Source organism: Corynebacterium sp. NML98-0116, from assembly GCF_001767255.1.
Taxonomy (GTDB): domain Bacteria; phylum Actinomycetota; class Actinomycetes; order Mycobacteriales; family Mycobacteriaceae; genus Corynebacterium; species Corynebacterium pseudogenitalium.
Window position 1 is genome coordinate 882,562 of the sequence record NZ_CP017639.1, and the last position, 25,797, is coordinate 908,358.

Genomic DNA, 25,797 nt, shown 5'->3' on the forward strand with positions numbered 1-25,797 from the left:
GTACGATGACCGACATGTATCGCGTTTTTGAAGCACTTGATGAACTCGTCCAAATCGTCGAGCAGGCCTACGGCGTGCCAATATCAAGCTCTTGCCTCGTGCCGCGCAACGAAGTGCTTGCGCTGTTAGACGATATTCGTGACGCAATCCCGAATGAGATGGACGACGCTCAAGATGTCCTCGACCGGCAGGACGCTATCTTGCATGGTGCACAGGAACGCGCGGACGATTTGGTGGCTCAAGCCAATGCAGACGCGAAGCACATTATGGATGAGGCAAACGAGCAGTCTCAAGAAATGATTGACGACGCCCAGTCCCACGCGACCATGCTGGTGACCAACGCTGAAGAGGACTCCCGCGATATGGTCAGCCGCGCACGCGAAGACGCGGAAGCCACCGTGGCGCGAGCACAGGAAGAAGCTCAGCGCCTGGTTGAAAACGGTCAGAAAGAATACCAGCGCTCAATTGATGAGGGCTTGGCGCAGCAGGAACACCTTGTTTCCGAGGCAGAGGTCATGCGTCGCGCAGACGAGGAGGCGCACCGCCTGGTCGAGCAGGCGCACGCGGAGTCCTCGCGTCTGCGCGGGGAGTGCGACGAGTTTGTGGATTCCAAGCTTGCGGAGTTTGAGGAGTCACTTTCCGCAGTGCTTCGCACAGTATCTAAGGACCGTTCTGCGCTCCGGCGTGGCGCCGGCGTCTCAGGCGGCAGCCAACGCGCGGAGCGTTACGACTACGGCGAGCATTAGGAACGCACAAGAGAAAACCAGGTAGCACTTCCGGAAGAAAACCGATGTAGAGTTTGGGTTGCTATGGCTAAAAATCCTTTCATTATTCAAGTAGCTGACGCTCTGCACGGCGACGGCATGCCGGTAGTTGTCCACAACGTGGGCCCAGCTCCTTCCCGCATCGGGCCGGAGATGATCGCAATTCCGGAAGGCCAGGAGGTGGCCGTTGACGCTACCGTGACCCCGCTTGGTTCTGGCGTGATGGTCGACGCCACCGTGACCGCGGTACTGGAAGGGCAGTGCGTACGCTGCCTGCGCACCCTGCAGCCGACGGAAACGCTGCGTGTCTCCCAGGTGTTTTCTAACGGCGACGACTTCATCCAGGGTGATGAAGAAGTAGAGGAAGACGCAGGATCCGGGGATGAGATCATGCGCATCGTGGAAGAAACGGTTGATCTCGAGCAGGCCTTCGTCGACGAAGCTGGCCTCACACTGCCGTTTAACCCGACCTGCCAGCCTGCATGCCCCGAAGACAGCGACGTTCCGGCACCAGACGGCATCAGCGGCGAAGCAACCGACGCGGTGGATCCGCGCTGGGCTGGATTGGAGAAGTTCCTATGAGCCGGCGTTCAAAGAAGAATCGCGTCAGCGGCGAAGAAGCGTGGAACAGCGCGTTCTCCGAAGTAGACCATGCGCCTCTGCTCGAGTGGCTGGGTGTGGATCTGGACGACGAACTGTTGCGACTCGCCTTGACACATCGCTCCTTTGCCAACGAGCACGACTACCTGCCAAATAACGAGCGGCTTGAGTTTCTCGGAGACGCAGTGCTCGGTCTGACCGTAGCCACGAAGCTCTTCGAGATCTACCCTTCGAGCTCCGAGTCGGTGCTCTCCCCGATGCGGGCCTCAATTGTGTCACGCTACGGGTTGGCGGATGTCGCCCGTGGCATCGAGCTTGGTAAGTACGTGCTGCTTGGAAAAGGCGAGTTGCATACCGGTGGCAGGGACAAAGAGTCCATCCTCGCCGATACGACGGAGGCGCTCTTTGGCGCGATCTATCGGCAGCACGGATTCGAAGCAGCCCGCGACGTAATTCTTAAGCTCTTCCACGAGAAGCTCCACAACGCGACGGCACACGGCCACAGGCAAGACTGGAAGACTGTGCTGCAGGAACGCCTCGCGGAACGTGGCATCCCAATGGTCGAGTACGAAACGACGTCTGAAGGCCCCGAGCACGACCTCGAATTTACGTCGTACGCGATCATTCTTGGTGAAAACCGCGGACGTGGAGTGGCGCACAACAAAAAGCTCGCCGAGCAAGAAGCAGCCAGGGAAGCAGTGGCGTTCCTCCAGAAGCACCCGGAAGCGCTCGTTCTTGAGCAGCAGACCCAAGACAAGGCGTAGCTGATGCCCGAACTGCCGGAAGTTGAGGTCGTGCGTCGTGGCCTGAACGAGCACATTGTTGGCAGGACATTCGACAGTATCGAGGTCGCGCACCCCAGGGCGGTCAGGGAGAACACCGTCGATTTGGCAACAACTCTCCCCGGGCTCCGCGTCACGGGCACCGGACGCCGTGGCAAGTACCTCTGGCTGACGCTGTCCGACGGAGCCTGCCTCCTGGTGCACCTTAGAATGAGCGGCCAGATGCTCGTCGGCGCGCCGGGCAGCGTAGATAGCCCGCATGCGCGAATTCGCGCCAGAATGGGTGCCGTTGAGCTGGTATTCGTTGACCAGCGGACATTCGGCTCGTGGCAGTACTGCGAGCTTGTCGATGGCATCCCAGAACGTGCAAGCCACATTGCGATGGACCCGTTCGAGGAAGGCTTCGACGTTGATACAACTGCAGAGTTGATGCGGCACAAGCGATCTGCGGTCAAAACGGTGTTGTTGAATCAGGCCGTAGTCAGCGGTATTGGATCCATCTACGCTGACGAGGCAATGTGGGCGGCACGCGTCGCGCCGTGGCAGCGGGCAGATACGCTCAGCCAGGAAACTGCGGTTGAACTCCTCAACGCATCGCGTGCTGTCATGGAGCGTGCACTCGCCCAAGGCGGAACGAGCTTCGACTCCTTGTACGTGAACGTCAATGGTGCCTCGGGGTATTTTGCCCGCTCGCTGAATGCCTACGGGCGCGCGGGTGAACCTTGCGCCCGCTGCGGGGACGCCATTGTGAAGACGGTCGTGAACCAGCGGTCGAGTTATTACTGCCCAACATGCCAAGATCCTGAGCAAAATCGCGAATAATCCTGTCATTGCGACTAGGATTCTCCGCATGGAAAAAGCAACCGAGTTCATTGACGGAACTCTCAACGGCATCATCTGGGACATTGTCCCGTGGCTCCTTCTTGCTGCGGGTGTCTACTTCGGGCTACGTACCTTGTTCGTACAGGTCCGACTGCTTCCGGAAATGTTCAAGGCGGTCACTGAGACCCCGAAGGGCAAAGACCGCGACGGGCGCGATTTGGACGAAGAATACGGCGGTATTTCTGCGTTCAAGGCGTTTACCATTTCCGCTGCTTCCCGCGTGGGCACGGGCAACATCGCTGGTGTCGCTCTCGCGATCTCGGTTGGCGGGCCTGGCGCAGTGTTCTGGATGTGGATGATCGCCATTGTGGGTGGCGCCACCGCGTTCGTCGAGTCCACGCTGGCACAGCTGTGGAAGACGAAAGACGAAAGCGGCAACTACCACGGTGGTCCCGCCTACTACATGACGCGCGGACTCGGGTGGCGCCCGCTCGCCGTGATCTTCGCTGTTGCGCTCTCGTTCACCTATGGCTTTGTGTACAACGCAATTCAGACGAACTCCATCGTTGAGGCCGTCGGCGGTTCTGTTGGCTCCGACTCGATGACGCTGAAGCTGATTGTGGCAGTGATCCTTGCTGCCCTGACTTCTGCCATCATCTTCGGCGGTGTGACCCGTATCGCGAACTTCACGCAGGTCGTCGTTCCTTTCATGGCGGTCGCCTACATCCTGGTTGGCCTGCTGGTAGTCATTCTGAACATTCAGGAAGTTCCAGGGATGATCGCGCTGATCGTCGGCCACGCCCTGGGGCTGAAGCAGGTTGGTGGTGCGACGCTGGGTATGGCGTTTGTCTGGGGTATGCGCCGTGGTCTGTTCTCGAACGAGGCCGGCCAGGGGTCCGCTCCGAACGCAGCGGCTACTGCGACGGTATCGCACCCGGTGAAGCAGGGACTGGTGCAGACGCTCGGCGTGTACTTCGACACCCTCGTTGTGTGCTCGATTACGGCGTTCGTCGTGCTGCTCGGCCCTGAGATCAACTACGGCTTGGATGATGTACAGGGTGCATCGTTGACGCAGTCCGCCTTGGCGGCAACGGTGGGTGCGTGGGGCACGCACTTCATCACGTTCATTCTCTTCTTCCTCGCCTTCTCGTCAGTGATCGGTAACTACTACCTTGCGCAGGCGAATATTGAGTACCTCTCGGACTCGAAGACGGTGCTGAACGTTTTCCGCTGCGGTGTCATCGTCTTTGTGTTCTTCGGAGCGTTCGGCTCGATTCCGCTGGTGTGGTCGCTTGGCGACACAATGGCGGGAACCATGGCCATCATCAACATCATCGCGATCGTCCCGCTTGCGGGCGTCGCCATCAAGCTGCTGAAGAACTACAACGAGCAGCGCGTCCAGGGCATCGACCCGGTGTTCCACCGCGACATGATGCCTGAGGTCAAGAACGTAGAGTTCTGGGACGGCTCCGACCCGGTCACGCGCCGCAGCCTGGAGGACCGCATCACGGCTTCCGAGGCCCGCGCCGTAGGTGAAGACAACGAGCAGGGCGGTTTGAAGTAGCCGATGGCCACCATTCGTATGACCGCGTTTGTGCACGGGCACGTTCAAGGCGTCGGGTTCCGCTGGTGGACCCGCTGCCGGGCCTTGGAGCTCGGCCTACAGGGGTATGCGAAGAATCTTGTCGACGGCCGCGTTGAAGTAGTCGCGGAAGGCGACGAAGGGGACGTCGATACGCTGAAGCGACTACTGGAAGAACAGCCCTCCTCAACGCAGCGACCGGGCCGCGTGGACATAGTAGTCGCGCAGTACGGTGAGCCTCGTGGGGCGGAAGGCTTCCACGAACGGTAAACTCACCACAATGCATTTGAAATCGTTGACGCTGAAGGGCTTTAAGTCCTTCGCTTCTTCGACGACGATGAAGTTCGAGCCCGGCATCTGCGCTGTTGTCGGACCGAACGGCTCAGGTAAATCGAACGTCGTCGACGCGCTTGCCTGGGTGATGGGGGAGCAGGGTGCGAAGAATCTACGCGGTGGGAAGATGCAGGATGTCATCTTCGCGGGAGCGGGGGACCGCAAGCCACTAGGGCGCGCAGAGGTAACACTCACCTTCGACAACAGCGATAAGCACCTTCCAGTGGACTTCACGGAGGTTGCGATCACGCGACGTATGTTCCGTGATGGAGCCTCCGAGTACGAAATTAACGGCTCGAAAGCCCGGCTGATGGACATTCAGGAGCTGTTGTCGGACTCAGGTATTGGCCGCGAGATGCACATCATCGTCGGGCAGGGCAAGCTGTCTGAGATTTTGGAGTCGCGCCCTGAGGAGCGCCGAGCGTTCATTGAGGAAGCCGCGGGTGTGCTGAAGCATCGGCGTCGGAAGGAAAAGGCGCAACGCAAGCTTCAATCGATGCAAGGCAACGTCGACAGGCTGCAGGATCTGACAGATGAGCTTGGCAAGCAGCTCAAGCCGCTGGAGCGCCAGGCCGAAGCCGCGAAGCGCGCCGCGACTGTGCAAGCCACGCTTCGCGACGCCCGGCTCCGCCTCGCCGGCCACCAGATGGTCACGCTGCAGGCAGCGCATGCACAAAGTGACGAGAGTGCGAAGCTGCTCGAAGAACAGGTCGAGACCGTGACCGCGTCGCTCGAGAGCGCTGAGGAACAGTACGCGCAGCTCGAGGAAGAACAACGGGAGGTACAGCCGCGTGCCCAGGAGTCACAGGAAACTTGGTTTGCACTGTCATCTCTCGAGGAACGGGCGAACGCGACGTTGCGCATCGCACAGGAACGCGCGCACAACCTGAACACGCAGACTGAGTACCACGGGCAAGACCCAGAGGAGCTGCTCGCTCGGGCAGCAGCAGCGGACGAAGAATATGAGGTGGCCATTGAGGCTGCCGAGGAAGCCGCGGAGCGACTTGAGGTTGTTCGGGAAGACGTTGCCGAATACCAGGCTGCGTTCGATGAAGCTGAACGCGAACACGTGGCGCAGATTCAGGCGGTAGCGGATCGCCGTGAGGGCGTTGTGCGGCTGGTGGCGCAAGAGGAGGCGCACCAGCAGGCCGTGCTCGGAGGTGAGCAAGAGGCAACCCGGCTTGAAGAGCAGCTTTCACTCAGCAGCGAGCGGGCCCACAGCGCCCGCGGCGAAGCCGAGGAGGTAGCGGAGAAGATTGCTGAGCTTGAAGCCCGCCGAGGGCCACTCGTCCATGAGTACGAGCAAGCAAGCTCAGAGCTCACTGCCGCCGAGCAGCGCTTTCAGGAGCTACAGATGCAGCAACGCGAGCATGAGCGGGCGGTGTTTACGCTGCAGTCGAAGATAGAGACGCTGCAGCACCAAATGCCAACACGTACCGCGGAGGAGATGCTCGGGGGCTATCCCGCGCTTGCATCACTGGTGAAGGCTCCTGCTGACCTGGCAGGAGCGCTGGCTGCCGCGCTGGGTGGCTTCAGTGAGGCATTGGTGGGCGAGCGCGACTTGGACGTTGTGGAGCAGCTGCAATCTGCAGATCGTGCCAGCATCGTTGAGGCAGTCGGCGGCGCGCTGTGGCGTGTTGAAACCGACGGGTGCTATGACTGGCTCCTCGACCACCTCGACGTCGACGTTTCGGTCGCGGGCCCCGTGGCGCGCCTGTTAGCAGACGTTGTTGTAGTGGAGACGCCGCAGGAGGGCGTGGACGTCGTGAAGGCAGACCCACGACTGCGTGCTGTGACGCGAGAGGGGGCACTATTCGGCGAAGGCTGGATGTCGGTAGGCATCGCGAGCGCGTCTACGGTCGAGGTGAGTGCGCAGGTTGAAGCCGCACAGCGAGACCTACGCACCGCAGAGCACGCGTTGGCGGAGCTCTCGGGCACGTTTGAGGGAGCGCAGCTCGCAGCCGAGGACGCGCGGGTGAATGTTGCGGCGGCGAAGGCAGCGCTGCGCGAGCACGACACCGAGGTTGCTTCGTGGCAGCGTGAGCATCAGCGCTTGGCTGCGCAATCGGACACGGCCGAGCAAGAGCGCGTCCGTGCCGCGCAGCAGCTTGAGGAGGCAGAGCAGCGGCTCGCTCAGCGCCGTGAGCAACTGCTGGAAACCCAGGAGCGTCTTTCTCGCATCGACGACACTCCTGCTGCGGAAGGCCCTTCGCCCGAGGCCCGTGATGCTGCATCCCAGCAACTGACGCAGGCGAAGGCGATCGAACTGGAAGCGGTTCTCGCTGCTCGTGAGACGCAACAGCGCGCTCAGACAATTGCGGGGAAGGGCGATGCGTTGCGGCGCCAGGCGGAAAACGAGCGCCAGGCAAAAGCGCGTCATGACGCAGCCGTTGCACGTCGGCGGTCCCAGGCCCTGCTCGCCGGAGCCGTGAAGGAACACACGGAGGCACTGATCTCGCGAGTCCAGGATGCATTACAACGAGCCACCGCGCAGCGCGATGAGCTGCAGCGCACGCTTGCTGCGCTGCAGGGCAGGATTCAACAAGAGCGATCGCAGGTCAGCGCTGCTCGTCAGCAGCTGAATCGGTTGAGTGACCGCGCGCACGCCGCAGACATTGCAAGGTCGCAGGCGAAGGTGCGTCTTGAGGAAGCTCAGCAGAAGATCGTCGAGTCGCTCGGTATTTCGGTCGATGACTTGCTCGCGAACTTCGCGCCGGGAGAAGACTTTGACGAGTCCACTGAGACCCAGCGACTGCGCCAGGCCGAAAAAGACTTGCGCTCTTTGGGGAAGGTGAACCCGCTGGCTCTCGAAGAGTTTAAGGCGCTTGAGGAACGCTATACGTTCCTCTCTACCCAGCTTGCCGATGTGATTCAGGCTCGAAAGGACTTGCTCGACGTCATCGAGGATGTCGACGCCCACATCCTGCAGCTCTTCACGGATGCATGGCACGACGTGGAGGAGGAGTTTCCACGTGTGTTCCATACGCTGTTTCCCGGTGGGGAAGCCCGCCTGATACTCACGGAACCAGATGACATGCTGCTCACCGGCATCGAGATTGAGGCGCGTCCACCGGGCAAGCGCGTCAAGCGGCTGTCACTGCTTTCAGGTGGGGAGAAGTCGCTGACTGCTCTGGCGTTTCTGGTGGCGATTTTCCGAGCGCGCCCGAGCCCGTTCTACGTGCTGGACGAGGTGGAGGCAGCGCTCGATGACGTGAATCTGCGCCGATTGATCGCGCTGCTCGAGGAGCTGCGGCAGGACTCGCAGCTCATTGTGATCACGCACCAGAAGCCGACCATGAATGTGGCGAACGTGCTCTACGGTGTCACCATGCGCGGTGATGGTGTAACGAGGGTGCTCTCACAAAGAATGCGCCCGGCGGGGTCAGCTCCTGACTCCGATCCGGACGCATAAATAGGGGTGCGGGGCTTAGTTCTTTACAACAAGCTCCAGTGTTCCCTCAGGACCAACTGCGAAGAGTTTATCCTGGCCGAGCACCTTCAGGCTCGTGGTCTGCTTCAGCAAGTCGCTGGTGGTGTTTTCCCAGATGGTGTCCTCAGACGGGCATGCCTTCCTCGTCGTCGGCGTCTTGAACGTGGAGACCGCACCAGTTGCTTCGTCAATGGTGAAGCCGACGCCGTAGCCGTTGCATGGACCGCCTACAAGCACGTAGCCCTTATCTTCCTTGACAAATTGGACAGTAGCGCCGTCATACAACGGCAGCGGTGCCCAGGTGGTGTTCAGTGCGGTGGTGAGCGCCTCACCAGTCGCTGGTACTGCCTCCTTCGGCGCGTCGGTGCCAACGCTCGGCACGTCTACCTTTGAGCTGCCAAGCTGGCCACTTGAGGCAATGATGCCAAGTCCGACGGCCAGCGAAATCAGTGTTGTGAGGACTGGCAGGATCCATTGGGCAACGTCTTGTGGCAGATTCTTCAAAAATGGGGGAGTATTCATAAACCTTATTCAACCACGTTGTTGGCATAAATGGGGTATTCCACACAGTTTTTGGGCGCCTTTGGCACTATGGAAGTCATGACTACGTACTCGTTATGGATTGCAATCGCAGCTGTGGTGCTCGTGATTCTCATTGTGGGCATCATCATTGTTGGCAATAAACGGAAATCGGCAAAGTCTGTTTCCTTTGAAAAGACCGAGGAGCCGAAAGAACTTACCCAGCAGGAGAAGTCTGGAAACTACCAGGCAAAGGGGGGTTTTAATTTCGCTCAAGCAGGAGTGAAGGAAAAGGAACCTATCCCGCGTGTCGACGCCCCCTCCGATCCGAAGCCCGCTCAGGCTGTGCCAATGCCGGAGCCTGAGCCGCTTGTAGACGAGGGGTCGACGTCTGAGCCTGCGCCTGAGCCGGAGCCAGTTGAGGAAACCCAGTCCGAAAAGCCTGAGCCGGTGGCTGTACCGGAACCGCAGGCCGACCCTGAACCTGCAGTAGAACCGAAACCTGAGGTTGAGAAGGAGCCGGAACCGACACTGGTCGCGGAAGAGCCAAAGGCGCCCGCGCCTGCAGAACCCGCCTCCGACGAAGCAGACGTCGAACACCAAGACATCGAAGAAGCACAAGAGGCAGCGGACGCAGCCGCAGCAACGGTCGACGGGGCGGAACGTGCCCTGGAAGACGGCGCCGAACCGACCGAGGACGCAATTGTCAGCGAACCAGTCTCCTCCGAGCCTGTCGAGGCAATCGCGCCAGCCGCAGGCCGGATGGGCAAGCTGCGCGGGCGCCTGTCGCGCTCGCAGAACGCGATTGGCCAAGGGCTGCTTGGCATTCTTACCGCGGGCGACCTCGACGAGGACGCGTGGGAAGAGATCGAAGACACCCTCATCATGGCGGATATCGGTGCGGATCTGACCATGCGCATTACCGATGCACTGCGTCAGAAGATTGCCGAGCGAGGCGTGGCATCTGAGGCTGAAGGACGCGCAATGCTGCGGGAAACCCTGATCGAAGCCGCGAAGCCAGAGCTCGATCGTTCGATTCACGCAATGCCGAACGAAGGCAAGCCCGCTGTGATCCTGGTAGTCGGCGTCAACGGCACGGGTAAGACCACCACGACGGGCAAGCTTGCACGCGTACTCGTAGCGATGGGCCACTCGGTGGTACTTGGCGCTGCGGATACATTCCGCGCTGCTGCGGCAGACCAACTGGAGACGTGGGGGCGTCGGGTAGGCGCCTCTACGGTCCGCGGAGCAGAAGGCGCGGACCCTGCCTCTGTCGCGTTCGACGCCGTGGCGACCGGCGTGCAAGAGGGTGCGGATGTCGTGCTTGTAGACACAGCGGGGCGTCTGCACACCTCGACTGGCTTGATGGATCAGCTGGGTAAGGTGAAACGGGTCGTCGAAAAGAAATCCACTGTTGATGAGGTGCTCCTGGTACTGGATGCAACGGTTGGACAAAACGGCATTGCGCAGGCGCGAGTGTTCCGAGAGGTCGTTGATATCACCGGTGTGGTGCTGACGAAGCTGGACGGTACCGCGAAGGGCGGCATTGTGTTCCAGGTACAAGAGGAACTGGGTGTGCCGGTCAAACTTGTGGGTCTTGGCGAAGGCGCCGATGACCTCGCGCCGTTTGAAGTAGAGAGCTTTGTGGATGCTCTGCTGGGATAGCCTGGCGTGATGTGAACAGTTGGGCGGAAAGGCGCTAGGCTAGGTGCGTTCTGTCTCATTACCGAAGAATGAATTAGTTAAGGGAGCAACGCACTGTGTTCGAGTCACTGTCTGACCGCTTACAATCAGCGCTTGGAGGCTTGCGCGGCAAAGGCAAGCTCACCGAGGCTGACATTAACGCCACAGCACGTGAGATTCGGATCGCGCTGCTGGAGGCTGACGTCTCGCTGACTGTCGTACGCGCCTTCATTAAGCGCGTGAAAGAGCGCGCTTTGGGCTCCGACGTTTCAGAGGCGCTGAACCCGGCACAGCAAGTGGTCAAGATTGTTGACCAGGAGCTGACCGCCATTTTGGGCGGAGAGACTCGACGCCTCAACTTTGCAAAGACGCCACCGACCGTCATCATGCTGGCAGGTCTACAGGGAGCTGGTAAGACCACCCTGGCAGGTAAGTTGTCCCGCCACCTGGCAAAACAAGGACACACACCGCTGCTGGTGGCCTGTGACCTCCAGCGCCCGGGCGCGGTGCAGCAGCTCCAGATTGTGGGTGAGCGCGCCGAGGTTGCAACGTTCGCTCCGGATCCTGGCACGTCCATAGACTCGTTTGAGCACGAGATGGGCACTTCCCACGGCGACCCCGTCGCGGTGGCGCAGGCTGGTATTGAGCACGCGAAGCAAAACAAGCACGACGTGGTGATCATCGATACCGCGGGTCGTTTGGGTATTGACGAAACGCTGATGACGCAGGCCCGTAACATCCGTGATGCAGTCCAGCCTGATGAAGTCCTGTTTGTGATCGATGCGATGATCGGTCAGGACGCGGTCACGACTGCGCAGGCCTTCGCAGACGGCGTGGACTTTACCGGCGTTGTGCTGACGAAGCTCGACGGTGACGCCCGCGGTGGTGCAGCCCTGTCCATCCGTGAAGTCACCGGCAAGCCGATCCTATTCGCGTCCACAGGTGAGAAGCTCGATGACTTTGATGTCTTCCACCCGGAGCGCATGTCGAGTCGCATCCTCGGTATGGGCGACCTGCTCTCACTCATTGAGCACGCGGAGACCGTCTTCGACCAGAAGGAAGCTGAGGAGGCCGCGAGCCGACTCGGCACTGGGGAGCTCACGCTTGAAGACTTCCTGAACCAGATGCTGATGATCCGCCGCATGGGCCCGATCGGCAATCTGCTCAAGATGATGCCTGGCGGCAAGCAGATGAACCAGATGGCGGACATGGTTGATGAGAAGCAGCTGGACCGCATCCAGGCAATCATCCGCGGTATGACGCCTCAGGAACGCGCGAACCCGAAGATCCTTAATGCGTCGCGCAGGAAGCGCATCGCTGCTGGTTCCGGCGTGAAAGTCTCTGACGTCAACCAGCTCGTTGAACGCTTTTTCGAGGCGAAGAAGATGATGGGCGCGATGGCCAACCAGTTCGGCCTACCAGGAATGCCGGGCATGGGTGGCGGACGCTCCGCGACGAAGAAAAAGCCCAAGGGACGCAGGGGCAAGAACGGGAAGCGCAAGCCCGCGAAGCGCCGTGGTGGAGGCCCGAAGATGCCGGGCATGCCACAGATGCCGGGCATGCCTGGCATGGAGGATCTGCAGAAGATGCAGGAACAACTTCCTCCGGGTATGGAGGGGCTTGACCTCAACAATCTTGACTTCGGCGCAGCGATGAAGCGCATGGGCAAGAAGAAGTAGTCAGCAAAACGCTGAAGGGCCGGTACGGGCATCCGTACCGGCCCTTTGCTATCATGCTCGCACGCTACTGCGTAGCGGGTGCGTCCATCTCCAAGCTCGGTGTGGGATCCGTGGCGGGCCCCGGGAGCAGGCCTAGCTCTTCGAAGATAGGCATCAGCTCAGCCCACAGAAGCGGAGCGAGCGTTGCTGCGTAGGCGTTCGAGATGTGGTTCTGGTCGCGGTAGATGTACACGTTGCCACGCTGTGGCGGGCAAAACTTGTCGTCGCAGAACCAGTCAGCGGTATCGATGGACCACTGGTGATTCTCGGGCAAGAGGTACGAGGTTGCTGGGTCCTCGGGCCCGTAGACTGTGCTGCGCAGTGCTGAGCAGTCGCGTTCGGAGGCACCAGCAACGATGCAGAGGTTCGGGTCCATAGGATCGCCTTCTGGGGTGAACATCCATGGGTTATCGCGCAAACCAACGAACGGGATGCCGTAGTAGGCGAAGTTCTGCCACAGGTTCGCGTAGGCATCGGGGACCTTGTCCGTGGAAAACGCTGCACCGCCCGCGTGGCCCTCGGGGCGTGTGGAGTTTGAAATCACCAGGTCCGGGTTCATCTCGACGATATTCTGGAACGCAAGCTCCGACCATTGAGCACATACATCGCTGACGAACTCGTCTCTGTCGGCACCGCCGATGACAATCGGGCACTCCTGGCGCACGTACGGAACGACCCGGAAATGGTGTTCTTTTCCTAGCTTGTCGAGGGGCACGACGTACGGCTCGATGTGGGACCCACCGGTCATCACTACAGTGACGTCGGACTCGAGGTCGCCGTACTGGCAGTCGGGACGAGGCATGTCCGTTGCCGGTTGGGGGATCATGATCATGCACTCGTCTACGCCGATAGGTGGGTAGATGCCCGCAATCAGGGCCGGATCGGGCTGTGGCTTGACGTCTGGGACTTCAGCACCAGCAATGGCGAGGGCGCCCGGGTAAAGGTCCTCCGGAAGATCGCGGTCTGCGTCCTCGATGCGCTGATTCCAAAGCGGTTGGATTGCAAAAATAGTGGCAACGAGCACGGAAACCAACACGCCGCCGCCTGCGCGGCCAATGCCGGTGCGGGTGCGCAGCGTCGAGCGGGCGTCGATAACCGGTGTATCGGTCGATTGCGGGCGCTTGCGGTGTTGACGCAGCGGGTCTTCTACCAGCAGGTGCGTGACGTGTGCGAGTCCGAGCGAAACCGCGATGACGAGGGTGCCAACCCACCACGGAGGAGTCCCGAACCCTCCAGCAAGAGTGACAATGATGAGCAACGGCCAGTGCCAAAGATAGAGGGAATAGGCGATGCTGCCTAGCCACGTCATCGGCTTCGACGCCAGAATGTTTGAGACCGAGTTCTGGTTGCCACTCATGACAATCAGCGCGGCGCCAGTGAGTGGCAGCAGCGTGACAGGGCCGGGGAACGCGAGTGAAGTGGTGACGACGATGCCGGTAAGCGAAATCATCAGAACGCCAAGGCCCGCAGTCCACGCGGCTGTGCGCTGTGGCAGGCAACGGCTGGTTGGTACGAAGGCAAGCAACCCACCGAGCGCGAGCTCCCACGCACGGGAGAAGGTGGAGTAGTAGTTCTGGCCCGTACCGACGAAGCCGAAGCGCGCAGCGTATGCGAACGAAGCAACGGTGATAATGGCGAGCAGCGTGATCGCGCCTCGCTTGGCAATGACAGCCGGGACTTTGCACTTCCAGATCAAGAAGGCCAGCAGCGTCCCCAACAAAATAGCGAAAACGTAGAACTGGCCCTGCACACTCATTGACCACAGGTGTTGCAGCGGCGAGGTGTCCTGGCTTGCCGCCGCATAATCCGCATCTTGGGCGATCAGCTCCCAGTTTTGGTAGTACAGCATGGAGGCTGTGAACTGCTTGGAGAGTTCCACACCCATCAGCTCGGGGGCGAGCAGCATCACGCCAAGCATGGTTGCCAGGACAGTGAGCGCAAGTGCTGGAACGAGGCGTCGAATAGTGCGCCACAGTGGCCACCAGGGGTTGAGGCTTGGGTTTGGGCGCATTGCGTAGCGGATCTGGCCGCCGAGGAAGAAGTATCCAGACAGTAGCAAGAAGACGTCGACGCCGCCTGAGACTCGGCCGACGTAGACGTGGAACAAGACGACTAGTGCGATAGCAAAGCCTCGAAGCCCGTCAAGGTCGACGCGGTATGCGGTTGAGCGTTTCGTGCTCGGTGCAGGCATGCTGAAAAACCTCGTGTACTCTCAGATTGTTTCGCGCCCTCATTACGCTTCATGCTATTTTTCGGCGGGCAACTGAAAAGACGATACCCGCAACAGGCAGGCAAATGGTAACTATCTGCCTAGATAACAAGTCCTGTTTGGGAATTGGTTCGCTATGGGGTAACCTCTTTCAGGTTGATTATCTGTGTATGCAGGTTTTGAACAGGACCAAACTGCGTTCGCGTTGGACCCGTCACGTGCAGAGATGTGCGATGTCGCCCAACCAGTCACGCGCAGGGTAAAGAAGAAGGGTTGAACCGGCCCGCCTATCGTGTTGGCGGGTGTCTGTACTGCCCGGTGACCGTAAAGGAAGATTTTCATGGCTGTAAAGATTAAGCTGCAGCGCGTCGGTAAGATCCGTAACGCGCAGTACCGTGTTGTTATCGCTGATGCGAAGGCTCGTCGTGATGGCAAGGTTGTCGAGAACATCGGCATCTACCACCCGAAGCAGGAGCCTTCCCTCATCAAGATCGACTCCGAGCGTGCTCAGTACTGGCTCGGCGTTGGTGCGCAGCCGACCGAGCCTGTGCTCGCTCTGCTGAAGATCACCGGCGACTGGCAGAAGCACAAGGGCCTCGACGGTGCTGAGGGCACCCTCAAGGTTGCTGAGGAGAAGCCATCCAAGCTTGACCTGTTCAACAAGGCTCTCGAGGAGGCCAACAACGGCCCGACCGCTGAAGCGATCACCGAGAAGCGCAAGAAGGCGAAGGAAGAGGCTGAGGCCAAGGCTGCCGCAGAGGCTGAGGCAGCTGCAGCTGCTGAGGCTGCGGAGTCCGCTGAAGAGGAGTCCCCGGCTGAGGAGTCCGAGGACTAATCCGAACCTCGCAACGGCACGTTCCCGATCCGTGTGGTCGGAGGGCGTGCCGTTTTTTTGTTTGCGAAGTGGGCGTCGAAAAGTAGGGTAATTGAGCATGGAGCTACTGATTGGTCGGGTCGTGAAGACTCACGGTATTAAGGGCGAAGTCGCGGTGGAAGTGCACACGGACCAGCCCGAGGTTCGCTTCGCGGTGGGCAGCAAGCTGCGCGGTACGCAAACGGGGAAGGAAGTTGAACTCACCGTTGCGACTGCCCGCCCGCACAAAGGACGCCTGTTGCTCAGCTTCGAAGAGGTGCCGGACCGTACCGCCGCTGAGGGGCTGCGAGGGCTGAAGTTCTTCGCGGCGCCGCTTGAACGCGGGGAGGACGCGGACCCGGATGAGTTCTACGATCACGAATTGATTGGACTGAACGTGCGTCTTGATGGGGAGCAGATCGGGCAGGTCACAGGTGTGATGCATACGCCGGGGCGCCAGATTCTGGAGGTTGAGTACGACGGCCGTGAGGTCCTCGTGCCGTTCGTGAGCGATATTGTGCCCGAAGTTGATCTGGAGAAGGGCTTCCTGTCCATCACCCCGCCAGAGGGTTTACTCGATGTCTAGGCACACCTTGAGGCTCGATATTGTCACCATTTTTCCCGAATACCTTGAGCCGCTGCGCCACGCGTTGTTGGGCAAGGCGATTGAGCAGGGGATTGTGAGCGTCGGCGTGCATGATCTTCGACAGTGGGGGCTTGGTGTACATAAGTCTGTCGACGCCCCTCCGCTCGGCGGCGGGCCTGGTATGGTGATGCGCCCGGATGTGTGGGGTGAGGCGCTTGATGCCGTGGCAGCTGGCAACGAAGGTGAAGGGTTGCGTTCCGCCGCACCGCACCGCAATGACAAGGCCCGCCACGATGAGGTCCACGCCGTCGCGCCACGGCCGTATGAAGTTAGTGATGTCCGCGAAGGCGAGTCTGCTGAGCAACCACTGCTGATTGTGCCTACTCCGGCGGGATCGCCGTTTACGCAGCAGGATGCGCAGGCGTGGTCGCGCGAGTCCCACATCGTGTTTGCTTGTGGCCGCTACGAGGGCATTGACCAGCGCGTCTTTGTCGATGCCCAGAAACGCTACCGGGTGCGCGAGGTCTCTATCGGCGATTACGTGCTAATCGGCGGGGAGGTGGCTACGTTGGTGATCGCGGAGGCCGTCACCCGTCTGATCCCCGGGGTGCTGGGCAATACGCAGAGCCACGAGGACGATAGTTTTTCCGATGGGTTGCTTGAGGGACCGAGCTACACAAAGCCACGAACGTGGCGCGGGATCGGCGCCCCTGACGTGCTCTTTTCGGGTGATCACGCCAAGGTGGAGCGCTACCGACGTGATGTATCGCTGCTGCGCACGCAGCAAGTCCGCCCGGAGCTATTGGACGCCGCCGAGCTCGATGAGGATGACGAGTTTGCGCTGTACGGCCGCGACGTCGTGACGGCAATGCAGGTGCTCGTCGACGAGAAGCGCTGGCCGAAGGCGCGCAAGTCTTTGGCCCGTGCGTTGCGCAAGACTGGTTACCGCGAGCCCAAAATCTCACTGGAGCCGATCGGCCCGCACTGCGAGGATGAGTCGATTCTTGAGACCGATTACCTGTTGAAGGAGGGGCATCCGCCTCTTGAGTCTTTGTGCAGGCTCGAGGTGCGCGGCCGCACCGCGCTCGAGCTGGACGCTGCGACGCAAGCGGTGGTTGCAGGCCTGCCCAGAGGTACCTACTGGTACGGATCGACCCGCCTCGTGGATGGGAACGCATAAGCATTAGAATGTCCGGAATGACGTTCATTGCTGAGACCATTGCATCGGAACTCCAGGTAGCGCCACGCCACGTTGAGGCTGCGCTGCAACTGTTGGCAGAGGGGAATACGGTCCCATTCATTTCTCGCTACCGGAAGGAAGCTACCGGTGGCTTGGATGACACACAGCTGCGCCACATTGAGCAGCGCAATGCGTATTTGATCGAGCTTGAGGAGCGCAAGGCTTCGGTCATTGAGGCGATCGAGGAGCAGGGCAAACTCACTGATGAGCTCAAGGCGCTCATCATGGGTGCGGATACGAAGGCGCGCGTCGAGGATCTCTACCTGCCGTATAAGAAGCGCAGGAAGACCAAGGCGGATATCGCGCGTGAGGCCGGTCTCGAGCCGCTCGTTGACTCGCTTATTGACGCCCCTTCGGCCGACGGCGAGACAGAGGCGGCACGCTATATCTGTGAAGGGTTCGCCGACACGAAAGCGGTGCTGGACGGTGCCCGCGCGATCTTGGTTGACAGGATCGCCACCGATGCGGATCTCGTCGGCGAGGTCCGCGACAAGGTGTACGAGTCCGGAACGATGCGTTCGAGCGTCGTCGAAGGCAAGGAGAACGAGGGTGCGAAGTTCCGAGACTATTTCGACTTCAGCGAGCCATTCGCCTCGTTGCCGTCGCACCGCATTTTAGCGCTGCTGCGAGGCGAGCAGGAAGGCGTGCTTTCGCTGGATTTGGACGCCGGAGATGACGCGGCGTACGAGGGGATGATCGCGAACCGTTTCGACCTTAACTGTGAAAAGAGCCCGTGGTTGGCGAAGGCCGTGCGGTGGGCATGGAAGACAAAGCTGCAGGTCTCTTCTAATTTGGATACACGGATGCGTCTGAAAGAGCGCGCGGATGAGGCGGCTCTGGACGTCTTCAGTACGAATCTTCGCGATGTGCTGCTGGCCGCTCCTGCCGGTCAACGCGCGACCCTGGCGCTGGATCCGGGTTACAGGAACGGTGTAAAAACAGCGACCGTAGATGGCACGGGGAAGGTGCTCGCAACCGCGATCGTCTACCCACACCAACCGCAGAACCAATGGCAGCAGGCGGTGCAGGTGCTCGCGAACACTGTGGCGGAACACGGCGTGGAGCTCATCGCGATTGGTAACGGCACGGCGTCGCGGGAGACGGAGAAGCTTGCACGAGAGGTCGCGGACATGATCGCAGCAGCGGGCGGGCGCAGGCCTGTTCCGGTGGTGGTGTCGGAATCGGGTGCGTCGGTGTACTCGGCTTCTGAAATCGCGGCTCAGGAGTTTCCGGACATGGATGTGGCACTGCGATCCGCGGTCTCGATTGGGCGGCGCCTCCAGGACCCGCTTGCGGAGCTGGTCAAGGTCGACCCGAAGTCAATTGGCGTGGGGCAGTACCAACACGATGTGAATCAGGCGGCGCTCGCGCAGTCGTTGGACGCCGTGGTGGAGGACGCGGTGAACTCAGTCGGGGTGGACGTCAATACGGCGTCGGTACCGCTGCTGGAACGAGTCGCTGGCGTGACGCCGACGATCGCAAAGAACATCGTTGCCTACCGCGATGAACATGGTGTGTTTGCTTCGCGCAAGGAGCTGAAGAAGGTGCCGCGACTTGGGCCGAAGGCCTTCGAGCAGTCGGCCGGCTTCCTACGCATCCAAGGCGGAGAGAATCCGCTTGATGGCTCCGCTGTGCACCCGGAGGCCTACCCCGTTGTGGAGCGCATCGCTCAGCAATCTGGAGTGGACACTGCGGCACTCGTCGGTAACAGCAGAGTGCTGTCGGGTCTTCGTCCGCAGGACTTTGCCGACGACACCTTCGGCGTCCCAACCATCACGGATATCTTTGCCGAGTTGGAAAAGCCGGGCCGGGATCCGCGTCCGGAGTTTAAGACGGCCACTTTTAAAGAAGGCGTACACAAGGTGTCTGACCTCCAGCCGGGCATGATTCTGGAAGGGACGGTCACCAACGTCGCCGCGTTCGGCGCGTTTGTGGACGTCGGCGTGCACCAGGATGGCCTCGTGCACGTGTCTGCGATGAGCCATTCTTTTGTGAAGGACCCGCACGAGGTCGTGCGCTCGGGTGAGGTGGTGAAGGTGAAGGTCCTCGAGGTGGACGTGCAGCGCCAGCGAATTAGCCTCACGCTGCGCCTGGATGATGAGCCTGGAAGCGAGCAGAAGCGTGAGTCTTCACGCGGGAAGAAGCCGCAGCAGAAGCCGGGCCGTCAGGGTGGGAAGCGCCAGCGAGGTCGCGCTGGCGGTGCGCCGCAGGGCGGATCGATGGCGGATGCACTCAAGCGTGCCGGATTTGGGAAGTGACGTGCTCGCATGTAGAATCGTGCGGGTTATTGTAAGCGACATGAACCAGCCGAGCGTCCACCTGTGGAAAAAGCCGCTAGGGTCCTCTGTCCAGAAACGTAAAGGATTGCTTCAATGAGCAACGGCATTATTGATCTTGTAGACGCAGGCCAGCTGCGTGACGATATCCCTGACTTCCGTCCGGGCGATACCCTCGACGTACACGTCAAGGTTATCGAGGGTTCGGTCACCCGTACCCAGGTCTTCACTGGCTTCGTCGTTCGTCGTCAGGGTGACGGCATCCGTGAGACGTTCACGGTCCGCAAGGTTTCCTTCGGTATCGGTGTTGAGCGTACCTTCCCGGTACACTCCCCGAACCTGGAGAAGATTGAGGTCGTCCGCAAGGGTGACGTACGTCGCGCGAAGCTGTACTACATGCGCGACCTGCGCGGCAAGGCTGCCCGCATCAAGGAGCGCCGCTAGGCGCATACCCGCTTCTTGCACAGCACCCCGCACACTTACGCTTCGTAAGGTGCGGGGTGTTTTGTTGCGCTGCTAGAGTGTTGCGGGTGAACGAAAAGAGCGCATCTGAAGAAAAATCCATGCCGTGGTACATCGAAATCCCGATGGTCGTTGTACTCACCTTGGTGTTCATCTTCTTTATTCAGACATTCATTGGCCGCCTCTACGTGATTCCGTCTGCGTCGATGGAGCCGACGTTGCATGGGCAGGACGGCAAGGGTGATCGCATCTTCGTGGAGAAGGTGTCCTACTACTTCTCTGATCCGGAGCCGGGTGACGTCGTCGTGTTTAAGGGGACTGACTCGTGGAATACCGGCTTCGTCACTAACCGCTCCGACAACCCGGCCATTGCCGGTCTGCAGGAGGTGTCCTCCTGGGTGGGGCTGGTGCCGAAGGATGAGAACACGTTGGTCAAGCGCATCATCGCGAAGGGTGGCCAGACGGTGTCTTGCCAGGAGGGGGATCCGGCGGTGATGGTGGACGGCAAGCCAATCGACCAGTCGTACACGCTGCAGCCGAACTACTACCCGGTGGATCCTGAGACTGGGTCCGACGCTTGCGGTGGGAACTACTTCGGTCCGGTAACTGTCCCTGATGGGAACTACTTCATGATGGGTGATAACCGCACGAATTCCGCTGATTCGCGCTACCACCTTGGTGATGAGTACCAGGGCACGATCCCGGAGGAGAACCTTCGCGGAAAAGTTCTTGCGATTGTGTTCCCACTCCAGCGTTTTGGTGGCGTCGACGACCCGGCGATCCAGCAGTAGCCCTGCGCTTGGTGTGTGAGCTGTGGTGCGTCGTTTGAAGCAGCTTCGGACGTACGAGGTGGCGCTCGAAAAAGCAGGGCTCGGACCAGTCGTCGGGGTTGACGAGGCCGGCCGGGGCGCCTGCTTCGGGCCACTGACAGTCGCCGCGTGCGTGCTACCACCGCAGCCGATACGGCAACTTGAGGGGTTGACGGATTCCAAGCAGTTGACGGCGAAGCGTCGAGAAGCACTCTTTGACATCATCTGCCAGCACGCGCTCGCATACTCCATCGTGCACGTGCCCGCCAGCGAGATTGATCACCGCGGGGTGCAGCATGCCAACATTGACGGGGCCCGGCGCGCAGTTGCGCAGCTAGAGACGGAGGCGCGGTACGCGCTTGTCGACGCCTTCCATATCGCGGGTTTGCCCGTACCACAACTGCCGATTATCGGCGGTGACGCGAGTGCCCGGTGCATCGCCGCCGCCAGTGTGCTAGCCAAAGTGAGCCGCGACCATCTCCTCGATGGCTACGCGGAGCAGTACCCCGGGTATGGATTGGAGCGCCACAAGGGGTATGGCACGAAGGCACACATGGATGCGGTGCGCCGCCACGGGGCGACGCCGCAACATCGTTATAGTTATGCCAATGTGAGAACTGCCGTTGAGATTTACGAAGGGGGCACCGCATGAGTGCTGAGGATCTGGACAATTACGAGGCTGACGTCGAGCTGTCGCTGTATCGCGAGTATCGAGACGTCGCGAGCCAGTTCTCGTTTGTTGTGGAGACGGAACGTCGTTTCTACCTTGCGAATGCTGTCGAGTTGATCCCGCACAAAGACGGCAACGATGTGTACTACGAGGTCCGTATGTCGGATTGTTGGGTGTGGGACATGTACCGCGCGGTGCGTTTTGTGCGCTACGTCCGCGTAATTACGTACAAGGATGTCAATATCGAGGAGCTAGACAAGCCGGACATCACGTTCCCTAATTCGTAGTCTGCGTTTCGACGTCCCCTCCACCCCTCCCGCGTGTTGCCTGTAAGGAACCGCGGGAGGGGTTTTTGCGTCTAAACACTTACGCCTCTGGTGCGTCTGGAGGTGTGTGCAAACGAACAAGGATGTGAAGAAGGGAACGAAGTTATGCAGAAACCGTGCATGGACCAGTACCAGCTTGGCCGTCTAGGGGAAGATGCCGTACTGGAGGAGTATTTAGCGTTGGGCTACACGTGCCTTGGTAGGCGGGTGCGATTACGGCATGGCGAGATTGACCTGATTATGCAGGACTCTTACGGCACCGTGGTGTTCGTAGAGGTGAAAACTCGTCGTTTACCGGGGTTTGGTTCGGTTGAGGCGGTGCACGCGAAGAAGATGATGGCAATGCGTAACGCGGCTGCTGAGTGGTTGCGCAGCACTGAGGGGTTCTACGAAGTCCGGTTCGACGTCGTGGAGGCGATGTATCACGAGGACGGCTTCGAGTTTGAGTTCATCATGGGGGTCGAAGATGCCGCTTGCTAGTACGTTGAGTGCCACGGTTGAGGGCATTCGGGCGCGCATCGTACGCGTGGAGGCCAACGTCGGGCCGGGGTTACCAGGAATGCATATTGTTGGGCTCGCCGATGCTGCCGTGAAAGAATCCCGCGAGCGAATCCGTACCGCCTGCCGTAATAGTTCACTGCCGTGGCCGAAGACGAAGGCGATGGTGTCGCTGTCGCCGGCGCACCTGCCGAAGGCTGGTTCGCAGTTTGACTTGCCGATTGCGTTGGCGGTGATGGGGAGCCTAGATCCACGCGCTCAACGGGCACTATCGCGAACATTTTTTGTAGGAGAGTTGGCGCTGGATGGCAGCTTGCGGCCTGTACCGGAAGTGCTGCCGATGCTGCTGGCGGCCCAGGAGCTGCTTGTTCAGGAGGGTGGAATTGACCGCATTGTGGTTCCGCGCGCGAACGAGCACCAGGCACAGCTCGTGTCACGCGGAGACATCGTGCTGGCGGACTCGCTGGCGCAGGTGTGGGCGTGGCTGGTCGGGGAAGAGGTGCTTGAAGTAGCTTCTGTGGGTGCGCCAAGCATTGAGCAAGGACGACAGCCGGACTTCGCAGACATCGCAGGGCAAGGCCCCGAGCGAAGGATTATGGAAGTCGCCGCGGCCGGTGCGCATCACATGCTAATGATCGGACCACCCGGCTCAGGCAAGTCCATGCTTGCAGAGCGTCTCCCATCCATCCTCCCCGCAATGGACGTCGAAGAAATGGTCACGTCCACAGCGATTCACGCAGCTGCCGGGATCGCCGGGGGAGAGCTGATTGCGCACCGCCCGTTCATCGCGCCGGACCCGTCGCTTTCCAAGGCGCAACTCATCGGGGGAGGCAGCGGGATTCCTCGCCCCGGCGCGGTCAGTCAAGCCCATAACGGTGTGCTGTTTCTCGACGAAGCCTCTGAGATCGCGTCCGCTACCCTCGATGCGTTGCGCATTCCCCTGGAGAAAGGCGAGGTGCGCCTGCGACGCAGCAACCGCGACGTCATCTTTCCAGCCGACTTCCAGCTCATCCTCGCGATGAATCCATGCCCGTGTGGAAAACCAGCGAACCGCTGTCGGTGCTCCGGGGCGCAGCGTGCGCGGTATGCGCGAAGTATTTCGGGTCCGCTGAGGGACCGCCTGGACATTGTCTGCAGGACTTCGCTGGATAACGCCGTGCTGAACCCAAACGGGGCAGAGTCTTCCACGGCCATCGCCCAGCGTGTGGCAGAGGCACGGGACCGTGCGGCACATCGGTGGCGGACGTGCGAGGAACACACGAACGGGGCGTTGACGAATGCGCGCGTGCCGGGGCCGTGGCTGCGTCGATACTTCCCGGCGGAAGATTCCGCGATGATGTTCCTCTCCTCGATGCTTGCGCGCGGGGAGGTCAGCCAGCGCGGTATCGACCGCATCCTGAAATTGTCGTGGACCTTGGCGGATCTCACTGGCGCACAGTGCCCACACCTCGGGCACGTCGCTGAGGCCGTCGATCTTCGAGACGACCAGACCTTGCTTTCAGCACGTCAGGAGGCATCGGCATGAGCGCGCTTGAATCATGGGCCTACCTCAACCGTGTCATCGAGGGGCCGTCGACGGCGCTATGGGCACTGCGAAACGAAGGCTATACCGCTGACGAAATCGCCGAAGGCGTGCGCACACGAGCGCCCTGGCTCGGTGACCTCGCCGCCGACACCGATGCGAGGTACACCTGGGACCAGCCAGCAGAAGACCTAGCCACTGCAGCGGAGCATGGGTACACACTCATCACACCGGAATCGCCCGAGTGGCCTCGCGAACGGATCTATGACTCCTTCAATCTCGGTGCAAAGATGAGTCGGGATGGCGAAGGTGCTCCGATACGTGCAGACGGGGTTCCGCCACACGCCCTCTGGGTTCGAGGCAATACCAACCTGCCGGAGCTATTGGAAAACTCGATCGCGATCGTCGGCACACGAGCGCTGAGCGCATATGGACATTCAGCCACCCGTGACATCGTGCACGGACTGAAGCGCTGGGGATACACCATCGTCTCCGGCGGCGCGCTCGGTATTGATGCGGCAGCCCACGATGCGGCCCTCGAGGCGGGACTGCCAACTGTGGTGTTCGCCGCATGCGGGCCGGGTATCACCTACCCGAGGCGCCACAAACAGCTATTTGATCGCATCGTGGCGGCAGGGGGAGCGATCATCACCGAATACAGCCCTGGCATGGCCCCTGAGCGACACCGCTTCCTCACCCGAAACCGACTCGTCGCTGGGTTCACCCAGGCCACGCTAGTGATAGAAGCCGCCTACCGCTCCGGGGCGCTCAGCACGTTGCGCTGGGCGCAGTACTACCAACGCGGGACGCTCGCAGTACCAGGGCCGATAACCACCGCCGGATCTGTCGGCACCAACCTCGCCATCTATAAGGGGGAGGCCACGATGGTGCTCAACGCGACCTACGTCCACGAGGCGATCCGCCTCGAGAACGGACTGGATGCAGAACAAGAACTTGCGGACAACAATGTAGCTTCGCCCCTCCAGCTCCTGACCCGCACCGAGATGCGCATCTACGATGCCGCGCCAAAGCATCATCGCGACGGGCTTGTAGCGGAGGAGATTGCAGGTGCCGCCGCGCTATCCCTCCAAGTCACCATCAACACGCTCATTGAGCTGCAAGGTAAGGGACTGATCCAGCGGGAAGGCCAGCTGTGGCGACGAAGCGACACAGCCAAACCCTAAGGTACCGATACAATACGGGACATGATTAGCAGCCACGATCAGTCGTCCACCCAGTTTCTCACCGCGGTGGACGACTTCATCGATTACTGCCAACACGTCAAAAACCGCGCCGCGGCGACCTGCAAGAGCTACAAATCGGATCTCACCACACTCGCGCCGTACACACCAGATCTCAACGCATTCACCATCGACGCTCTACGCCACTGGCTCGCCGACGCAGTCCAAGCCGGCAAAGCCCGCTCCACCATCTCGCGCCGCACCGCATCCGCGCGCGCCTTCTCCACCTGGGCTTACCAACACGGCTACATCGCAAAGGACGAAGCAGCCCGCCTGCGCACCCCGAAAGAACAGCGCAAACTACCCACCGTGCTCAGCGCCCCCGCTACCGAGGAACTCATCCGCCCCCACGGCGACACACCAGAAGACATCCGCGACACCGCCATCCTCGAACTGCTCTACGCCAGCGCAATCCGCGTCGGCGAACTCGTCGCCCTCAACATCGACGACCTCGACTTCCATACCAACACCGCAAAAGTCACTGGCAAAGGCAACAAACAACGCATCGTTCCCTTCGGAAACAACGCACACGAGGCACTCACCACATGGCTTCACGACGCCCGGCCAGCCCTCGCCAATAGTGCTAACGCGGGGGCCGAACCGCTGTTCGTCGGCACCCAGGGAAAGCGCATCGACCAACGCCAAGTTCGCCGAATCGTCGAGCGCGCCGGGCTGCAAGCGGGGCAGGCGAGTATCACGCCACACTCGTTGCGACACACAGCGGCCACGCAAATGCTTGAAGGCGGCGCCGACCTACGAATGGTGCAAGAAATGCTCGGGCACTCTAGCCTGCAAACCACGCAGATATACACGCACGTCTCCTCACAGCGGCTCACGCAGATTTACAACCAAGCGCACCCCAGGGCATGAGC

The 25,797-nt window shown here is 60.6% G+C and carries 23 protein-coding genes; 21 read left to right on the forward strand and 2 right to left on the reverse strand.

The window, feature by feature from the left end:
• Window positions 1-14 precede the first annotated feature (14 nt).
• The 7 genes from BJP05_RS03845 to smc all read left to right on the forward strand — a co-directional run bounded on the left by BJP05_RS03845 (window position 15) and on the right by smc (window position 8,295).
• Entirely contained in the window at window positions 15-746 is a 732-nt protein-coding gene (locus BJP05_RS03845) for a DivIVA domain-containing protein (RefSeq protein ID WP_070363481.1), read from the forward strand.
• Window positions 747-809: 63 nt separating this feature from the next.
• On the forward strand, window positions 810-1,346 hold the full coding sequence (locus BJP05_RS03850) for a DUF177 domain-containing protein (RefSeq protein ID WP_070362261.1): 537 nt from the start codon (window positions 810-812) through the stop codon (window positions 1,344-1,346).
• The gene (gene rnc, locus BJP05_RS03855; RefSeq protein WP_070362262.1) at window positions 1,343-2,128 is read left to right on the forward strand and encodes a ribonuclease III; all 786 of its coding nucleotides are present in this window, start codon (window positions 1,343-1,345) and stop codon (window positions 2,126-2,128) included. Before BJP05_RS03850 ends, rnc begins: the two co-directional genes overlap by 4 nt.
• A gap of 3 nt (window positions 2,129-2,131) precedes the next feature.
• The gene (gene mutM, locus BJP05_RS03860; protein WP_070362263.1) at window positions 2,132-2,968 is read left to right on the forward strand and encodes a bifunctional DNA-formamidopyrimidine glycosylase/DNA-(apurinic or apyrimidinic site) lyase; all 837 of its coding nucleotides are present in this window, start codon (window positions 2,132-2,134) and stop codon (window positions 2,966-2,968) included.
• Between the two features lie 28 nt (window positions 2,969-2,996).
• On the forward strand, window positions 2,997-4,532 hold the full coding sequence (locus tag BJP05_RS03865; RefSeq protein ID WP_070362264.1) for a sodium:alanine symporter family protein: 1,536 nt from the start codon (window positions 2,997-2,999) through the stop codon (window positions 4,530-4,532).
• Window positions 4,533-4,535: 3 nt separating this feature from the next.
• Window positions 4,536-4,820, forward strand: a complete 285-nt coding sequence (locus tag BJP05_RS03870; RefSeq protein WP_070362265.1) for an acylphosphatase — start codon at window positions 4,536-4,538, stop codon at window positions 4,818-4,820.
• A gap of 10 nt (window positions 4,821-4,830) precedes the next feature.
• Window positions 4,831-8,295: a chromosome segregation protein SMC gene (gene smc / locus BJP05_RS03875; RefSeq protein WP_070362266.1), complete on the forward strand. Its 3,465-nt coding sequence runs from the start codon at window positions 4,831-4,833 to the stop codon at window positions 8,293-8,295.
• 15 nt (window positions 8,296-8,310) lie between these two features.
• Here the strand turns inward: smc and BJP05_RS03880 are convergent, their stop codons facing one another.
• Window positions 8,311-8,835 (reverse strand): META domain-containing protein, encoded by a 525-nt coding sequence (locus BJP05_RS03880; RefSeq protein WP_070362267.1) that lies wholly within the window; start codon window positions 8,833-8,835, stop codon window positions 8,311-8,313.
• 78 nt (window positions 8,836-8,913) lie between these two features.
• Here BJP05_RS03880 and ftsY point away from each other — a divergent pair, with 78 nt between their 5' ends.
• Both ftsY and ffh read left to right on the forward strand, forming a co-directional pair.
• Window positions 8,914-10,497, forward strand: coding sequence for a signal recognition particle-docking protein FtsY (ftsY, locus tag BJP05_RS03885; RefSeq protein WP_070363482.1), 1,584 nt, complete (start codon window positions 8,914-8,916; stop codon window positions 10,495-10,497).
• Between the two features lie 95 nt (window positions 10,498-10,592).
• Complete coding sequence (gene ffh, locus BJP05_RS03890) at window positions 10,593-12,194, forward strand: signal recognition particle protein (protein WP_070362268.1); 1,602 nt, start codon at window positions 10,593-10,595, stop codon at window positions 12,192-12,194.
• A gap of 64 nt (window positions 12,195-12,258) precedes the next feature.
• Here ffh and BJP05_RS03895 read toward each other — a convergent pair whose 3' ends face one another.
• Window positions 12,259-14,424, reverse strand: a complete 2,166-nt coding sequence (locus BJP05_RS03895; RefSeq protein WP_070362269.1) for an acyltransferase family protein — start codon at window positions 14,422-14,424, stop codon at window positions 12,259-12,261.
• A 358-nt stretch (window positions 14,425-14,782) separates the two neighbouring features.
• Here BJP05_RS03895 and rpsP point away from each other — a divergent pair, with 358 nt between their 5' ends.
• The 12 genes from rpsP to BJP05_RS03955 all read left to right on the forward strand — a co-directional run bounded on the left by rpsP (window position 14,783) and on the right by BJP05_RS03955 (window position 25,795).
• Complete coding sequence (gene rpsP / locus BJP05_RS03900; protein WP_070362270.1) at window positions 14,783-15,277, forward strand: 30S ribosomal protein S16; 495 nt, start codon at window positions 14,783-14,785, stop codon at window positions 15,275-15,277.
• A 91-nt stretch (window positions 15,278-15,368) separates the two neighbouring features.
• Window positions 15,369-15,881, forward strand: a complete 513-nt coding sequence (gene rimM, locus BJP05_RS03905) for a ribosome maturation factor RimM (protein WP_371440793.1) — start codon at window positions 15,369-15,371, stop codon at window positions 15,879-15,881.
• Window positions 15,874-17,061 (forward strand): tRNA (guanosine(37)-N1)-methyltransferase TrmD, encoded by a 1,188-nt coding sequence (gene trmD / locus BJP05_RS03910; RefSeq protein ID WP_070362272.1) that lies wholly within the window; start codon window positions 15,874-15,876, stop codon window positions 17,059-17,061. Before rimM ends, trmD begins: the two co-directional genes overlap by 8 nt.
• 17 nt (window positions 17,062-17,078) lie before the next feature.
• Window positions 17,079-19,379 carry a Tex family protein gene (locus BJP05_RS03915; protein WP_070362273.1) on the forward strand — a complete coding sequence of 767 codons (2,301 nt, stop codon included), beginning with the start codon at window positions 17,079-17,081 and terminating at the stop codon, window positions 19,377-19,379.
• A 114-nt stretch (window positions 19,380-19,493) separates the two neighbouring features.
• On the forward strand, window positions 19,494-19,841 hold the full coding sequence (gene rplS / locus BJP05_RS03920) for a 50S ribosomal protein L19 (RefSeq protein WP_070362274.1): 348 nt from the start codon (window positions 19,494-19,496) through the stop codon (window positions 19,839-19,841).
• Between the two features lie 119 nt (window positions 19,842-19,960).
• On the forward strand, window positions 19,961-20,650 hold the full coding sequence (lepB, locus tag BJP05_RS03925; RefSeq protein WP_084028567.1) for a signal peptidase I: 690 nt from the start codon (window positions 19,961-19,963) through the stop codon (window positions 20,648-20,650).
• Window positions 20,651-20,675: 25 nt separating this feature from the next.
• Window positions 20,676-21,320, forward strand: a complete 645-nt coding sequence (locus BJP05_RS03930; protein WP_070363483.1) for a ribonuclease HII — start codon at window positions 20,676-20,678, stop codon at window positions 21,318-21,320.
• The gene (locus BJP05_RS03935) at window positions 21,317-21,625 is read left to right on the forward strand and encodes a DUF2469 domain-containing protein (RefSeq protein ID WP_070362276.1); all 309 of its coding nucleotides are present in this window, start codon (window positions 21,317-21,319) and stop codon (window positions 21,623-21,625) included. The genes BJP05_RS03930 and BJP05_RS03935 overlap by 4 nt, the downstream gene beginning before the upstream one ends.
• A 144-nt stretch (window positions 21,626-21,769) precedes the next feature.
• Window positions 21,770-22,144 (forward strand): YraN family protein, encoded by a 375-nt coding sequence (locus tag BJP05_RS03940; protein ID WP_083329535.1) that lies wholly within the window; start codon window positions 21,770-21,772, stop codon window positions 22,142-22,144.
• Window positions 22,131-23,687 (forward strand): YifB family Mg chelatase-like AAA ATPase, encoded by a 1,557-nt coding sequence (locus BJP05_RS03945; protein WP_070362277.1) that lies wholly within the window; start codon window positions 22,131-22,133, stop codon window positions 23,685-23,687. Before BJP05_RS03940 ends, BJP05_RS03945 begins: the two co-directional genes overlap by 14 nt.
• Window positions 23,684-24,868, forward strand: a complete 1,185-nt coding sequence (locus tag BJP05_RS03950; protein WP_070362278.1) for a DNA-processing protein DprA — start codon at window positions 23,684-23,686, stop codon at window positions 24,866-24,868. The genes BJP05_RS03945 and BJP05_RS03950 overlap by 4 nt, the downstream gene beginning before the upstream one ends.
• A gap of 21 nt (window positions 24,869-24,889) precedes the next feature.
• Complete coding sequence (locus BJP05_RS03955; protein WP_070362279.1) at window positions 24,890-25,795, forward strand: tyrosine recombinase XerC; 906 nt, start codon at window positions 24,890-24,892, stop codon at window positions 25,793-25,795.
• Window positions 25,796-25,797 lie beyond the last annotated feature (2 nt).